15 protein-coding genes are annotated in these 14,962 nt (G+C 60.8%); 8 read left to right on the forward strand and 7 right to left on the reverse strand.

Going from position 1 to position 14,962, the window contains the following annotated elements; genetic code table 11:
* Positions 1–27 precede the first annotated feature (27 nt).
* From NF676_RS18655 to NF676_RS18670, 4 genes are read left to right on the forward strand one after another with little or no spacing between them, the layout of a single operon-like run.
* Positions 28–957, forward strand: coding sequence for a metal ABC transporter substrate-binding protein (locus NF676_RS18655; protein ID WP_056788579.1), 930 nt, complete (start codon positions 28–30; stop codon positions 955–957).
* Positions 954–1,805, forward strand: coding sequence for a metal ABC transporter ATP-binding protein (locus NF676_RS18660; RefSeq protein WP_150638855.1), 852 nt, complete (start codon positions 954–956; stop codon positions 1,803–1,805). Before NF676_RS18655 ends, NF676_RS18660 begins: the two co-directional genes overlap by 4 nt.
* The gene (locus NF676_RS18665; RefSeq protein ID WP_007917717.1) at positions 1,805–2,704 is read left to right on the forward strand and encodes a metal ABC transporter permease; all 900 of its coding nucleotides are present in this window, start codon (positions 1,805–1,807) and stop codon (positions 2,702–2,704) included. The genes NF676_RS18660 and NF676_RS18665 overlap by 1 nt, the downstream gene beginning before the upstream one ends.
* Entirely contained in the window at positions 2,705–3,610 is a 906-nt protein-coding gene (locus tag NF676_RS18670) for a metal ABC transporter substrate-binding protein (protein WP_252886579.1), read from the forward strand.
* 176 nt (positions 3,611–3,786) lie between these two features.
* Here the strand turns inward: NF676_RS18670 and NF676_RS18675 are convergent, their stop codons facing one another.
* The 5 genes from NF676_RS18675 to NF676_RS18695 form a co-directional block, all read right to left on the reverse strand.
* Positions 3,787–4,011, reverse strand: coding sequence for an MbtH family protein (locus tag NF676_RS18675; protein ID WP_016770808.1), 225 nt, complete (start codon positions 4,009–4,011; stop codon positions 3,787–3,789).
* Between the two features lie 82 nt (positions 4,012–4,093).
* A complete protein-coding gene (locus NF676_RS18680) occupies positions 4,094–5,506 on the reverse strand; it encodes an aspartate aminotransferase family protein (protein ID WP_252886580.1) in 1,413 nt (470 codons plus the stop codon).
* Positions 5,507–5,648: 142 nt separating this feature from the next.
* The gene (locus NF676_RS18685) at positions 5,649–6,134 is read right to left on the reverse strand and encodes a GNAT family N-acetyltransferase (protein ID WP_252886581.1); all 486 of its coding nucleotides are present in this window, start codon (positions 6,132–6,134) and stop codon (positions 5,649–5,651) included.
* A gap of 216 nt (positions 6,135–6,350) precedes the next feature.
* Positions 6,351–7,676, reverse strand: a complete 1,326-nt coding sequence (locus tag NF676_RS18690) for an ATP-binding protein (protein WP_252886582.1) — start codon at positions 7,674–7,676, stop codon at positions 6,351–6,353.
* The gene (locus tag NF676_RS18695) at positions 7,673–8,353 is read right to left on the reverse strand and encodes a response regulator (RefSeq protein ID WP_039759813.1); all 681 of its coding nucleotides are present in this window, start codon (positions 8,351–8,353) and stop codon (positions 7,673–7,675) included. The genes NF676_RS18690 and NF676_RS18695 overlap by 4 nt, the downstream gene beginning before the upstream one ends.
* 253 nt (positions 8,354–8,606) lie before the next feature.
* Between NF676_RS18695 and NF676_RS18700 the strand changes: the two genes are divergently transcribed.
* The 4 genes from NF676_RS18700 to dsbG all read left to right on the forward strand — a co-directional run bounded on the left by NF676_RS18700 (position 8,607) and on the right by dsbG (position 12,757).
* Entirely contained in the window at positions 8,607–9,299 is a 693-nt protein-coding gene (locus NF676_RS18700; protein ID WP_252868024.1) for a hypothetical protein, read from the forward strand.
* Positions 9,300–9,396: 97 nt separating this feature from the next.
* Complete coding sequence (gene dsbD / locus NF676_RS18705; RefSeq protein ID WP_252886583.1) at positions 9,397–11,130, forward strand: protein-disulfide reductase DsbD; 1,734 nt, start codon at positions 9,397–9,399, stop codon at positions 11,128–11,130.
* Entirely contained in the window at positions 11,130–12,011 is an 882-nt protein-coding gene (locus NF676_RS18710) for a TlpA disulfide reductase family protein (protein WP_252886584.1), read from the forward strand. Before dsbD ends, NF676_RS18710 begins: the two co-directional genes overlap by 1 nt.
* Entirely contained in the window at positions 11,987–12,757 is a 771-nt protein-coding gene (gene dsbG / locus NF676_RS18715; protein ID WP_110601469.1) for a thiol:disulfide interchange protein DsbG, read from the forward strand. Before NF676_RS18710 ends, dsbG begins: the two co-directional genes overlap by 25 nt.
* Positions 12,758–12,787: 30 nt before the next feature.
* Here dsbG and NF676_RS18720 read toward each other — a convergent pair whose 3' ends face one another.
* Complete coding sequence (locus NF676_RS18720; protein ID WP_041478460.1) at positions 12,788–13,816, reverse strand: ParB/Srx family N-terminal domain-containing protein; 1,029 nt, start codon at positions 13,814–13,816, stop codon at positions 12,788–12,790.
* A gap of 153 nt (positions 13,817–13,969) precedes the next feature.
* Entirely contained in the window at positions 13,970–14,782 is an 813-nt protein-coding gene (locus tag NF676_RS18725; RefSeq protein WP_056788552.1) for an alpha/beta fold hydrolase, read from the reverse strand.
* Between the last annotated feature and the right edge of the window lie 180 nt (positions 14,783–14,962).

Below are 14,962 nucleotides of genomic sequence, written 5' to 3' on the forward strand. Positions count from 1 at the left end.
CTTTATCCGAGAGAAGACTGCTTGCCCATGTCCATTTCATCTCCTCGCCGTCCATTGTTACGCCTGTTTCTGCTTGGCCTGTGCGCCTGCCTGCTGAGCCCGTTGGCCAGCGCCGAGCAAGGCAAACGCCTGCGTATCGGCATCACTCTGCATCCGTATTACAGCTACGTCGCCAACATCGTCGGCGACAAGGCCGAAGTGGTGCCGCTGATTCCCGCCGGCTTCAATCCGCACGCCTACGAGCCTCGAGCTGAAGACATCAAGCGCATCAGCGGGCTGGACGTGATCGTGCTCAATGGCGTCGGCCATGACGACTTCGCCGACCGGATGATCGCCGCCAGTGAAACACCCAATGTCAAAACCATCGAAGCCAACGAGAACGTGCCGCTGCTGGCGGCCACCGGTGTCGCTGCGCGCGGCGCCGGCAAAGTGGTCAATCCGCACACGTTCCTGTCGATCAGCGCCTCCATCGCCCAGGTCAACAATATCGCCCGCGAGCTGGGCAAGATCGATCCGGACAACGCCAAGACCTACACGCAAAACGCGCGCGCCTATGGCAAACGCCTGCGGCAGATGCGCGCCGACGCTTTGGCCAAACTGACCCAGGCGCCCAACGCCGAACTGCGCGTGGCCACAGTGCATGCGGCTTACGACTATCTGTTGCGTGAATTCGGTCTGGAAGTGACGGCCGTGGTCGAGCCGGCCCACGGCATCGAGCCAAGCCCGAGTCAGCTGAAAAAGACCATCGATCAGTTGCGTGAACTCGACGTCAAAGTGATCTTCTCGGAGATGGATTTCCCATCCAGCTACGTCGACACCATCCAGCGTGAATCCGGGGTGAAGCTGTACCCGCTGTCGCACATTTCCTACGGCGAATACACCGCCGACAAGTACGAAAAGGAAATGACCGGCAACCTCAACACCGTGGTTCGGGCGATTCAGGAGTCGGGGGCATGACGTCGAAAGAAACCCTGATCCCTGACAACACCAATAACCCGGTGGGAGCGAGCCTGCTCGCGAAGGCGCCGGATCAGGCAACATCTTCGTTGAATGACACACCGCATTCGCGAGCAGGCTCGCTCCCACAGGGGATAACCGGGCCGGCGCTGGAGTTTGCGGATATCAGCCTGACCTTGGGGCGCACGACGATTCTCGACAAGGTCAGCTTCCAAGTGCAGCCCGGCAGCGTGCATGCGCTGGTCGGCCCCAACGGCGGTGGTAAAAGTTCGCTGATCAAGACCCTGCTCGGGCAGATGCCGCATCAGGGCCAGCTCAGCCTGCACTGGCCCGGCGAGCCCGGCATCATTGGTTACGTCCCGCAGGCGCTGGAGTTCGATCGCGGCTTGCCGATGACCGTCGACGATTTCATGGCCGCCATGTGTCAGCGCCGTCCGGCCTTTCTCGGCTTGAGCAAACACTATGCCGGCGCCATCGGCGAGGCGCTGGCACGGGTCGGCATGCAGGACAAGCGCAAGCGGCGCATGGGCGCGCTGTCCGGTGGTGAGCGGCAGCGGGTACTGCTCGCGCAGGGCTTGATCCCGGCGCCGCAATTGCTGGTGCTCGACGAGCCGATGTCGGCCCTCGATGAGGCCGGGATTCAGGTGTTCGAACGTCTGCTGACTGACTGGCGCGCGGCGGGCATCACCGTGCTGTGGATCGAGCATGATCTGGAAGCGGTGGGTCGGCTGGCCGATCGGGTCACCGGGCTCAACCGCCGCGTGCTGTTCGATGCCACACCGCAACAGGCACTGACTCCGGAGCGTCTGCTGACGCTGTTTTCCACCCATCCACGGAGCGCGGTCTGATGAGTTACGAAGCCTTTCGTTTGATGGTCCAGGGTTGGGCGTCTTCCGGTTATCTGCCGGAAGCGCTGGCCTACGGTTTTGTCGTCAACGCCCTGCTCGCCGGCCTGCTGATCGGCCCGGTGCTGGGCGGGCTCGGCACGCTGGTGGTGGTCAAGCGCTTTGCATTCTTTTCCGAAGCAGTCGGCCATGCCGCGTTGACCGGTGTCGCCATCGGTATTCTGCTCGGCGAACCCTACACCGGCCCGTACGGCAGCCTGTTCGGCTACTGCCTGCTGTTCGGCATCCTGCTCAATTACCTGCGCAACCGCACCGGGCTGGCACCGGATACGCTGATCGGTGTGTTTCTCTCGGTGTCGCTGGCACTGGGCGCGAGCCTGCTGCTGATTCTCGCCGGCAAGATCAACGTGCACATTCTGGAAAACGTGTTGTTCGGTTCGGTATTGACCGTCAACGGCAATGATCTGGCGGTGCTGGCGATCGTCGGTTCGCTGGTCATGGCCCTCGCCCTGCCGCTGTACAACCGCATCATGCTCGCCAGTTTCAATCCGCAACTGGCGGCGGTGCGTGGCGTAGCGGTCAAGACCCTGGATTACCTGTTCGTGATTCTGGTGACCCTGATCACCGTCGCCGCCGTGAAGGTGATTGGCGCGATTCTGGTCGGTGCCTTGCTGGTGATTCCGGCGGCAGCGGCGCGCTTGCTTAGCCAGTCGCTCAAAGGTTTTTTCTGGTGTTCGGTGCTGATCGCTACCGTCAGTACGCTGTGCGGGATTCTCGCGCCGATCGTCTTCGACCTGCCGATCCCGTCCGGCGCCGCGATCATTCTGGTCGCCGGCATCGCTTTTGCCCTCGCCGCCATCGCGCGCGGCGTCGTCCCCAGCCTGAAAGGGAATCTTGGATAAATGGCTTTTTCACTGCGTAACCTGACTCTGGCCATGGCCCTGTGTGGCATGGTCTGCACCCCGCTGCTGGCGGCTGAAAGCGCGAAACCCTTGCGCGTCCTGGCCTCGTTGCCGATCACCTATGGATTGGGCGAAGCATTGCTCAAGGGTACCGACGTCAACCTCGAACGCGCAGCACCGGCCAACCTGCCCGGCAGCCGCCAGACTGCGTACTTCACCGGCCGTGGCGCTCCGGCGCTGAGCAAACTGGCCACCGACGCGGACGCGGTGATCGGTCTGCGCTCATTGTGGGCAGATGACCCGCTGTACCCGATCGCGCGGCGCAGCAATATTCGTATCGTCGAAGTCGACGCTGCGCGCCCGGTCGACGGCGCGCTGCCCGGCATTGCCGTGCAACCGGGCCTGCTTGTTGATGGCCTGAACAGTCAGCCATGGCTGGCGAGCAACAATATGGGGCGCATGGCCGATGTGATGGCCGCGGACCTCGTGCGCCTGGCACCGAGCGCCAAACCTGCGATCGAAGCCAACCTGGCGGCGTTGAAACAGCGTCTGCTGAAACTCAGCGCAGACACCGAAGCGCGCCTGGCCGAGGCGGACAACCTGAGTGTGATGAGTTTGAGCGATCACTTCGGCTATCTGATTGGCAGCCTCAACCTTGAACTGGCTGGACAGGACGCGCGGCCTGATGCCGAGTGGACGCCAGATGAATTGAAGAAGCTGACAGCGACGCTCAAGGACAATGACGTGGCGGTGGTGCTGCACCATCGCCAGCCAGCGGAGCCGGTGAAAGCGGCGATTGCTGAATCCGGCAGCCGTCTGGTGGTGTTGAGTACCGACGCGGCGGATCCGCTGGCGGAGCTGGAGGGGAATGTGGATTTGTTGCTCAAGGGGTTGAGCGGAGCGTAGTTTCAGTAAGTCCGCGTAATCGTTCTTCGCGAGCAGGCTCGCTCCCACAGTTGAAATGCGATCCCCTGTGGGAGCGAGCCTGCTCGCGAAGAGGCCCGCACCCACAACGTCACTCTCCAGACATGAAAAAACCCGCTGACCCTCACTGGTCCAGCGGGTTTTTTATGCCCGGTCGCTTATTGCGCCGCGACTTGCGCATCCATCTTCTGGCGCAGGCTCAATGGGCGCATGTCGGTCCAGACTTCTTCGATATAGGCCAGGCATTCCTTTTTCAGGCCGCTCTTGCCCACGGTGCGCCAGCCTTGCGGCACAGCTTTGTAATCGGGCCAGATCGAGTATTGCTCTTCGTGGTTGACCACGACCTGAAAGAGGATGTCCTCGCGGTCGAATACTGACGTCATGCTGGTTCTCCATCGCTGTAAGGTCGGCTGCACAAAGAATGCAGCCGGGTATGTAGAAAGAACGTTCGCCGCGCGGAAAAATTTACAGCGCGGTGGTGGCAGCGGCCAATGCGCGACCGAAGATCTCGGCCACCCGATCGATTTCCGCTGCGCTGATCACCAGCGGCGGCAGGAAGCGCACGACCGCGCCATGGCGGCCGCCCAGTTCCAGAATCAGGCCACGCTTGAGGCATTCACGCTGGACCAGCGGCGCCAGACGCGCGAATGCCGGCGGATGACCGAGCGCATCGGGCGCGCCGTTCGGGTCGACCAGTTCAACGCCGAGCATCAGGCCGCGACCACGAATATCGCCCAGCTGCGGGAAGTCGCGTTGCAGGATGTGCAGATGCTCGCTGAGTCGATCACCCATGGCGGCGGCGTGCTCGCAAACCTTGTGCTCCACCAGATAGCGCATCACCGCTGAACCGGCGGCCATGGCCATCTGATTGCCACGAAACGTGCCGGCGTGGGCGCCCGGTTGCCAGGTGTCGAGCCAGTCGCGGTACACCACCACCGCCAAGGGCAGGCTGCCACCGATGGCTTTGGACAACACCACCACATCCGGAACGATGCCCGCATGTTCAAAGGCAAACATCTTGCCGGTGCGGGCGAACCCGCTCTGGATCTCATCAACGATCAGCGCCACCCCGGCCCTTTCGGTAATTCGGCGCAAGCCACGCAACCACTCGATATCGGCCGGAATCACGCCGCCCTCGCCCTGCACCGCTTCGACGATCACCGCCGCCGGCAATTGCACCCCGGCCTCGGGATCGTTGAGCAGGTTTTCCAGGTAGCTCAGATTGGCGTTGACGCCCGCCGCGCCGCCGAGGCCGAACGGGCAACGGTAATCGTAGGGGAACGGCATGAACTGCACGCCATTGCTGAGCAAGGCACCCAGTGGTTTTTTCGGCCCCAGGCTGCCCATCAGGCTCAACGCACCTTGGCTCATGCCGTGATAACCGCCGGAAAATGACAGCACGGTACTGCGGCCAGTGGCCGTGCGCACCAGTTTCAGCGCTGCTTCCACGGCGTCGGTGCCGGTCGGGCCGCAGAACTGGATTTTCGCCTGCGCCGCCAACTCCGCCGGCAGCAGTCCGAACAGGTTCTGGACGAATTGATCCTTGACCGGCGTAGTCAGGTCGAGGGTGTGCAGCGGCAACTCATCGGCCAGCACCTGCTGGATCGCCTCAATCACTACCGGGTGGTTGTGCCCCAGCGCCAGCGTGCCGGCCCCAGCCAGGCAGTCGATGAAGGTACGCCCTTCGACATCCTCGACATACAGGCCCTTGGCACGCTTGAGCGCCAGCGGAATGCGGCGTGGATAGCTGCGCGCATTGGATTCCTGGCGACTCTGGCGCGCCAGTAACGGTGATTCGTGGAATTCGTACAACGTCTCCGCTGGCGCCGAGGCGACCCGGGCCGACGACGCTTCGATAAGACTGGTGGCGACTGACATCTCTCGACCCCTCAATTCGCTATGGATAGTGACCAGAACAGCACACCGACAGGTGCGCGTTCCGGTCGCGGGGCGCACTTGCAGGTTTTCCTGTTCTGGAAACGCTTCAGCGCGGTGCGGATTTACACCCTTGATCGAGTTGTCAGGCCGGTGAGGACAAAGGTTTGTGCAGCGGCACGGTTTGCAAGCCGGTGGAGAGGCCGGGTGGCGCTGCCTGTTGGTAACCCAGGTGCCGATAGAACGCCTCGGCGGTGCGGGTGCTGTTGAGGTGCACATGCTGCACACCACGAATGCGCAACCAGCCCTCGAGATTGTGCATCAGCGCCCGGCCGACGCCGCGACGAAAGGATTCAGGCTGGACGTAACACAGCAGGATTTCGCCACTGACCCGGGCCATGCCGACACCGACCGGTTTGTCTTCGAACGAAGCGATACAGAGATAAAAGTGTGGGTCGGCGAGCCGGCTACTGATGAAATCGGCGGAGGAGTGGTTGAGCCAGTCGCTGACCAGAAGTGGATGGTTGCGGTGATCGAGTGCACATCCGATACGGATCGAGCGCTCGACAATACGGTTGATGATGCCGGTGTCGGCCAGAGTGGCCGAACGAACGCAGACGGGTGCTTCCATGGCGCAGTTCCCTCAATCCTTTGAGTCAAAGCTGGGTTGACCTTAGCCCCAACCCTGACGGATAGCGAACGCCGAGAAGTTACATTTGATGTGGAAGAACGTGATCATTTGTGGGAGCGAGCCTGCTCGCGAAAGCGTCAGGCCAGTCAACGTCGATGTTGAATGACTTACCGCATTCGCGAGCAGGCTCGCTCCCACAGGGGATCTGAGGTGAGATCAGAGGGCTTGCAACGGCATGGTCAGTTCGACCCGCAAGCCATCCGGGCGGCTGTCGAAATGCAGCGCACAATCACAGCGCTGAACAATCGCCTGGACAATCGCCAGCCCCAAGCCGCAACCGGTGCTCTGCCCGTTGCGCCAGAAGCGCTGGGTCAGATGCTGCAAATCATCCGGCGCAATGCCCGGACCATGGTCACGCACGACAAAACGCACGCGATTGCCGATGTTTTCCAGATGGACCTCGACCGCGCAATCTTCAGGCGTATGGCGCAAGGCGTTGTCGAGCAGGTTGCGCAGTGCAGCAATCGCCAGCACCGCAGGCATTTGCAGCGGCGCGGCGGACAGGTCGTCCGGCACGTGCAGTTTGATCCGCAGCCGTTCACCGCCAGTGGCGTCCTGGATCGCCAGTCTGGCCACTTGCTCGGCGCTGCATTGCGAGCCGTCATCAAACGACAGACTGCCTTCGACCCGCGCCAGTAACAGCAATTGCTCAAGGGTGCGATGCAAGCGATCGGCGCCCTCCTCGGCGCGCGCGAGCGACTGATCGCGGGCGCTGCCGTCGGTCATGCGCGCCACTTGCAGGTGGGTCTTGATCGCCGTCAGCGGACTGCGCAGTTCATGCGCGGCGTCGCCGGTCAGACGACGTTCACGTTCGATGGTCTTGCCGATGCGTTGAAACAACTGATTCTGAGTTTCCAGCAACGGCTTCAATTCGCTGGGAAACGCCTGCAACTGCAATGGTTCAAGAGAGTCGGCATTGCGCCGCATCAGCGCCTCGCGCAGACGATTGAGCGGCGCCAGGCCCTGACCGATGCCCAGCCACAGCAGGCACAGGCAACCCAGCAAGGCCACACCGACCGGCACCGAAGCAGCGAGCAGAATCGACATGTTCAAGGCTTCGCGCTCGATCTGCCGATCCGCCGTAGTGATGCGCACATCGCCGCGGGCCAGGGTGAAACTGCGCCACGGGGCGCCGTCGATCATCTGATCGTGGAAGCCCATTTTCTCGGCTTCCAGCGCTTGCTCGGGGTTGTTATGGCTTCGCGCGAGAATCTCGCCGCGCAATGAGCTGACCTGACAAGCCATGCCACCGGGAATATTCAGCTGTTCTGCGCTGAAATGGGTGCCCTCGCCCTTGCTCGGCAGCGTCGGCAATTGCTCGAGCAAGCCGGCGACCATGCGCGCCGAGGCCACCAGACGCTGGTCGAGGGAAAACATCATCTGATTGCGCAGGTCGCTGAGCATCCACGCCGCCGCCAGCGCCCAGATCAGCGCGAACGCCGCGCCAAGTGTCAGGCTCAGGCGCAGGCGCAGACTCATCATTTGCCTTGCTCTGCGCCATCGGCAGGCCCGAGGCGATAGCCCAGACCGCGCACGGTTTCAACGATGCCTTTGCCAAGCTTGCTGCGCAGATGATGGATATGCACGTTCAGCGCGTTGCTTTCCAGTTCGTCGTTAAAGCCGTAGACGCTGTCCTTCAGTTGCTCGGTGGACAGCACCCGGCCGCGATTGTGCAACAGCGCCTGCAACAGCGACTGCTCCCGGCGCGACAGGTCCACCGGTTGCCCGGCCAGACGGGTTTCGCGGCTGCTCGGGTCGTAGGTCAGCGCGCCGTGCTCAATCAGATTGACACTGCGCCCGGCCACGCGGCGCAGCAGGGTTTGCAGGCGAGCGAACAGTTCGCGCAGGTCGAAAGGCTTGAGCAGATAGTCGTCGGCGCCGGCCTGCAGACCATCGACACGATCGGTCACCGAGTCACGGGCAGTGAGGATGAGAACCGGGATTTCCAGGCCGCTCTGCCGCAACTGTTGCAGCAACTTGAGGCCATCTTCGTCCGGCAGGCCGAGATCGAGCACCATCACATCGAATTCGGCGACCTTGAGCATCGCCCGCGCCTTGGACGCGGTGTTGACGTGCTCGACGGTCAGGCCCTGGGCGGTGAGGCCGGCAACGATGCCGCTGGCAATCAGCTCGTCGTCTTCGCAAACCAGTACGTGCATAGGGGCTCCGGAAATAAAAAAGGCGAGTGAAGCAGGCAAGGATTAAGGGGCAATTATGGCGGCACACGTCGACTTCGCAAAGCTGCACAAGAATGCAGTCAGATTGTCGCAGCCCAGCAACCGACGCGAGCACGCCTAGCAAACTTTATTACCCCGCTATCCATTCAGAAACAATTCCAGCCTTTATCGCCAACGCAACTTCATCTAGTTTCAACTGGCAACTTCAACCCCAAACTTAAATGGATTTTTAAACATGACCAACTTGAATAACTTTGTTGCCATAGACTGGCGCTCCGGCCCTGATCGAATTTATTTTTTCTTCAAGGACACCGATACCTATTCGCGATTTGATATTGGCGATAATAGTGTCCCGTCCAATTATCCAGCCGCCACGGCAGGCAACTGGGACAACTTCGCCCCGTATACCAAAGATCTGCGCTTTGGCTTGACTACCACTTCCTTCGGCTGGAACGCCGAAAGTGACGAGGATATTGCCTGGCTTTTCTTTTATGACGGAACAACTCCGATGGTCTGCAAATACGATCAGGACAGCGATAAAGTTGCCGGCTTCTACAAGGTAGCCGACTCGGTGTGGAAGCCGATTCTTCCATATTTTGACAAGATCATCGCTGGCACCTGGTTTCAACTGACCGGCTACCCTTTCCTGTTTCGATTCATCCTCGATGACGGCCACTACTTGTCTTTCGACTACAAGGCCAAGACCGTCAAGTACAACCGTTTCGGCGAATATCAGCTGGGCGCGCTGAAACCTTACAAGGACCGGATAATCACCGCGGCGCAGAATGACCGGACATTTGCAGACAGTTACTGGTATATCTTCCTGACCAACAATCAGTACCTCACTTACAACATTCAGTCCGACCGACTCGTTGCCGGCCCCACAACCATTGATGACGGCAATTGGCCCGGCCTGCTGCGTGGTTGATTGGTCAATCCCGGCGAGCCTAGTAGGATAGGGTTAATTATCGGTTAATCGCCGCCGCCCATCCTGCACCCCACTTGCACAGGGACAAGGCTCCTCCATGCGTCATTTTTTTCTTCTGTTTGCTCTACTGGTTTCCGGTCTGGCTCAGGCCGGAAACAATCCGTTCGAGTCCAAGCCGGACTTTTTACCCGTCGACAAGGCATTCGTACTCACCTCCGAGCGTCTGGACTCGGGCGAAACCCAGCTGTTCTGGCAGATCACTGACGGCTACTACCTGTATCAGAAACGCCTGAAATTCGATGGACTGGCCGCCGATCAGCAGCCGGTGTTGCCTGAAGGCGAATCCCACAGCGATGAGTTCTTCGGCGAGCAGCCGGTGTACCGCCAAGGGCTGGAAGTAAAAATCCCGGCGGCGGCCAGCGGTCAGATCAAAGTCAGCTATCAAGGTTGCGCCGATGCCGGTCTGTGCTATCCACCGCAAACCAGGGTGATCGATCTGGGTGGCAAAGCCGCAGCAACAACAGGCGCTGAAGCCCCGGATCAGGCTTTGGCCAGCAGTCTGCAACAACGGGCGCTGGGCTGGAGTCTGCTGGTGTTCTTCGGACTCGGCCTGCTGTTGGCGTTTACCCCGTGTTCGCTGCCGATGCTGCCGATTCTCGCCGGGATGATCGTCGGCAGTGGCGCCACACCACGGCGCGGGTTTGCCTTGGCCAGCAGCTACGTGATCTGCATGGCACTGGTGTATGCGGCGATGGGCGTGATTGCTGCGCTGCTCGGTGCGAACCTGCAGGCGTGGTTGCAGAATCCTTGGTTACTCGGAGCATTTGCCGCCATTTTCGTGTTGCTGGCATTGCCGATGTTCGGCTTCTTCGAGCTGCAACTGCCGGTGGCCCTGCGTGATCGCCTTGAACATGCGTCGCGCAGCCGCAGCGGCGGCAGCCTGATCGGCGCCGGCGTGCTGGGCGCATTGTCCGGTCTGTTGGTCGGGCCGTGCATGACCGCGCCACTGGCCGGCGCGCTGCTGTACATCGCGCAGAGCGGTAACGCTTTGCACGGCGGTCTGATTCTGTTTGCACTGGGCATCGGCATTGGTGTGCCGCTGTTGCTGCTGGTCACCGTGGGCAACCGATTCCTGCCCAAGCCCGGCGCGTGGATGAATCTGCTCAAGGGCATATTCGGCTTCCTCTTTCTTGCCACTGCATTGTTGATGCTGCGCCCGGTGCTGGATCCGTCGTTGTGGCTGGGCCTGGGTGGCGCTCTGCTGTTGATCGCCGCTTACAGCGCTTGGAAACAATCCGAAGGTTTTGGCCGCGTCGCACAGATGTTTGGCGCGCTGTCCCTGTTGCTCGGTTTGTGGGGCAGCTTGTTGGTGATCGGTGCGGCGGGCGGCAGTGATGATCCGTATCAGCCATTGCAGATCTACAGCGCCGGCCCTGTCGCCAGCGCGGCGCCGACGGGTCACGATTCCTTCACCACGATCAAGGAACCTGCCGCCCTGCAACGCGAACTCGATGCGGCCAAGGCTCAAGGCCAGTGGGTACTGCTCGATTACTACGCCGACTGGTGCGTGTCGTGCAAGGTCATGGAGAAGAAGGTGTTCGGTGAAGCCAAGGTCATGCAGGCCCTGAGCGATGTGCGCCTGCTGCGCCTGGATGTGACCGCCGATAACGCCGCCAGCCGCGAGCTGCTCAGCCGTTATAAAGTGCCGGGGCCGCCGACGTTCATCTGGATCGGCGCCGACGGTGAAGAACGCCGCAGCCAGCGCATCACCGGCGAGGTCGATGCCGAGACCTTCCTGCAACGCTGGTCCGCCACCCGAGATGCCAACTGATGCTGACGTTCACCCTCGGCACCTTCGCCATCGCGCTCAACCACCTGCTGCTGATCAGTGCTTTGGCGCTGGCGACGTTTGTCGGCTGGCGAGTGGCCAAGCGCGGCGGCGAGAACCCCGAGTCGGCGCTGTTCAGCCTGTTCTTGCTGGGCATGCTTGCGGCGCGCATTGCGTTTGTCGCGCTGTACTGGTCGCACTATCGCAATGACCCGTGGCAGATCATCGATCTGCGCGACGGCGGTTTTCTCGCCTGGCCCGGGGTCATCGTGCTGTTGCTGGCGGCGTTGTATCGCGGCTGGCGCCGGCCCGCTTTGCGCCGCCCGCTGGGCTTCGGCGTGGTCAGTGGCGTGGCGTTCTGGCTGCTTGCCACCCTGTCGCTGAATATCTACGAACAGGGCACCCGGCTGCCGGATATTGCCCTGCGCAACGCTGCCGGGGAAAAGATCAAGCTCAGCGACTATCAGGGCGGGCCGCTGGTGATCAACCTGTGGGCAACCTGGTGCCCGCCATGCCGGCGAGAAATGCCGGTGCTGGAAAACGCCCAGCAACAGCGCCCTGATCTGACATTCTTGTTCGTCAATCAGGCCGAAAGCATGCAAAGCGTGGCCACGTTCCTGGAAACCCAGGGCCTGAGCCTGAACAACGTGCTGTTCGACCGCAATGGCCGTCTCGGTCAGGCCGTGGGTTCCATGGCGTTACCGACTACGCTGTTCTATAGCCCGGACGGTCGCTTGCTGACCAGCCATCTCGGTGAACTGTCGAACGCCAGCCTGGCCCGCGCTCTGGAAACCTTCGACACTTCACCTTCAAGCCCGAATCAGGCCGTTGCCCCGGCCAACTCTGCAAGGAAACTGCCATGCCCCGCCTCCGCCACCTGCTGACGCTGACCCTGGGCACTGCCCTGCTGCACTTGCCGTCGGTGCAGGCCGCTGAAGAACTACCCGCAGCGATCAAAAAAATCGAAGCCAAGGGCGCGAAAATCGTCGGCCAGTTCGACGCCCCTGATGGCCTGCGCGGGTACGCCGCGCAATACCAGAATCGCGGCATGGCGCTGTACCTGACCCCGGACGGCAAACACGTCGTGGTGGGCAATCTATACGACGCCGACGGCAAGGACCTGAGTAGCGAGCCGCTGCAGAAACTGGTCTACGCACCGATGTCCAAGGAAGTCTGGGCCAAGTTCGAGGCGAGCAACTGGATTCAGGACGGCAACAAGGATGCACCGCGCACGGTGTACCTGTTCAGCGATCCGAACTGCCCGTACTGCAACATGTTCTGGGAACAGGCGCGACCATGGGTCAAGGCCGGCAAAGTGCAGCTGCGCCACATCATGGTCGGCATCATTCGCGAAGACAGCCCGGGCAAATCAGCCGCGCTGCTGGCGGCGAAAGACCCGGCCAAAGCCCTGCAAGATCATGAGAGCGCCGGTAAGGGCAGCGCCCTCAAGGCGTTGAAAGACATTCCGGTCGCCGTGCAGAGCAAACTCGCGGCGAACATGCAGTTGATGGAAGACCTCGAACTGCAAGCCACCCCGGCGATTTTCTATATGGACGACAAAGGCGAGTTGCAACAACAGCAAGGCGCGCCATCGCCGGACAAGCTGGTGAAGATTCTCGGGCCGAAATAGTCTTCACAACCACTGACCGGTGCGGGTCTATCAGTACTCACACCGCTCGATAATGTCCTGCAAGTGCTCGGTGTTTCCCTGTTCCGTGAGAAAGCTTGTCACCTCAGCGCACCACGCTTGGTCTGAAGGAATACCGGCCCAAGCGTGCGTCCCTGCCCAATGCCAGGGACGGTCGTCAAACGTATTGATCAGCGCCTGATTGAATGTGTGAACGTTGAACTTGGGATGTCTCGCGTTCTGCAACATCAACGAACCGAACACGCGCTGTTGCGTTGCTTCGCATGGTTTGACTTGCTGGGCTTTGGTCGAGCTCAGGACAATGAAATCAGGTTTGACACCTTCATCGAGCGCGGCCTGCAGTCTGTAATGTCCATCGATGATCACGTAAGAACACAGTCCGCCCACATACCAGAGCAGGATCGGCGGCAAGCTGCCCTCCCTGGCTTTTTTGCGCCACCATTTGAGGCGACCTGCAAAAGGGTCCACCGTGTGCAGACCGATCAAGTGTCCCAAATCCCAATCAAGCCAATGCACGGTGTGCGGTTGCACGTTGTCGAGAATGCCCTCGCCGCGCGCGTACCAGTTGGGCAGATGGCTGGACGCCTCGGCCGGGGTGGAAAAATACCAGCCATCCGGACCGGCAACGGGTTTGTATCGGCTAACTGCTGGCAATAAAGGGCGCGCCACCCAGTGGCCGGGATAGAGAAAGTCCGCCTGATTGTTCATCAACTGGTTTATGAAATAGCGACACCAGCGCGGGAAGCGCTCTTGGACGGGTAATTCAAAGTGCTCCTGAACGTCAGCCGAAACGATGGGGGGCACGGATGGCGATTCCAGTTGAACGGGCCGCGGATTGCGAACCAGCCAAGCACCGTAATATGAGGTGGCAATGGTCGCCCAGAAGAGTGGGCTTTCATTGAGCATCAACTTCATCCGCCCGTTGTTACCACTTTGCAGATGAAGCGGCGGTTTGCTTGATTTCGGTCGGTTGACCTCAATACTCAACCCAACCCACTTGTCCTCAAGATCCCTGAGGTCACGCCACCAGAACTGTTGCACGTCATTCCCTTATCAAATGCTTTTATAGATGAGTTTCACACTCGTGATTGCATGGTGACCTGAGAGGCCCCTTCGCGAGCAGGCTCGCTCCCACAATGGAATGCGATTAACTGTGGGAGCGAGCCTGCTCGCGAATGAAGCTCACTCGGTGTGTCAGTTGCGCTCGCGGAGAAACGCCAGCAGCGCCTCAGTGACAAACCCGGGATTCTCCAGATTGGAGATATGCCCCGCCTCCGGCACCAGCACACACGGGCAATCAATCAACTCAGCCATTTCCCGGGCTTCCGAGGGTGGCCGTGGTTTGTCCTGATCACCGCACAGCACCAGCGTCGTCGCCGGGTTCAGCTCGCCCAAGCGTGGCAACAGGTCGTTGCGGCCAAACGTGATGCGCCCCATCGGCACGATGCTTTCGCGCAGACGCTCGGGCGAATAGCCCTTCAATTTCGCGCGAAAGTCCTGATACAGCGCCGACTGCGGGTCGATGCCCGGGCGGAAGAAGATTGGCACAACGATGTCGAGCAATTGTTCGGAGATGGTGCCGCTGTCTTCGATCTGCTTGAACAACGAGAAGTAATACTGCCGGGTCGGTTCCGGCTCGACACCGACGTAGGTGTCCATCAGCACCAGACCGTTGAGACGTTGCGGTGCGGACAGTGCCAGGCGCGTGCCCCACATGCCGCCGACCGACAGCCCGACGAGGGTGACGCGGTCGATGTCCAGATGATCGAGCAAGGCCTGCGACTGTCGGGCAATGTCGTCCAGCGATGTGGTGCCTTCGGGTAACTTGCCGGACTCGCCATGCCCCCACAAATCCAGGGCAATGACGCGATAATGCGGGGTCAGCGCGGCGATCTGCGGCGCCCACATCGCTTGATCCCAGAGATAACTGCCAGCCAGCAACACGGCCGGGCCGGTGCCTTGATCAATGTAGTGCAGTGCTTGTCCGTCAACCGTGAAAAAGGGCATCGACCACCTCCGCGAGAAAAAACAGAACCGGCAGACTGAGCTGCCGGTTAATGATCGTCAAGGATGGAAATGTACAGTCATGTACTGGTGATTTGTGTTGAATTCACCGGCGCCATCGCTGGCAAGCCAGCTCCCACAGGGTTCAACGTCGTTCACAAGATTTGTGCTCACCGCAAAAAC

This window comes from Pseudomonas siliginis (assembly GCF_024072275.1).
Taxonomy (GTDB): Bacteria; Pseudomonadota; Gammaproteobacteria; order Pseudomonadales; family Pseudomonadaceae; genus Aquipseudomonas; species Aquipseudomonas siliginis.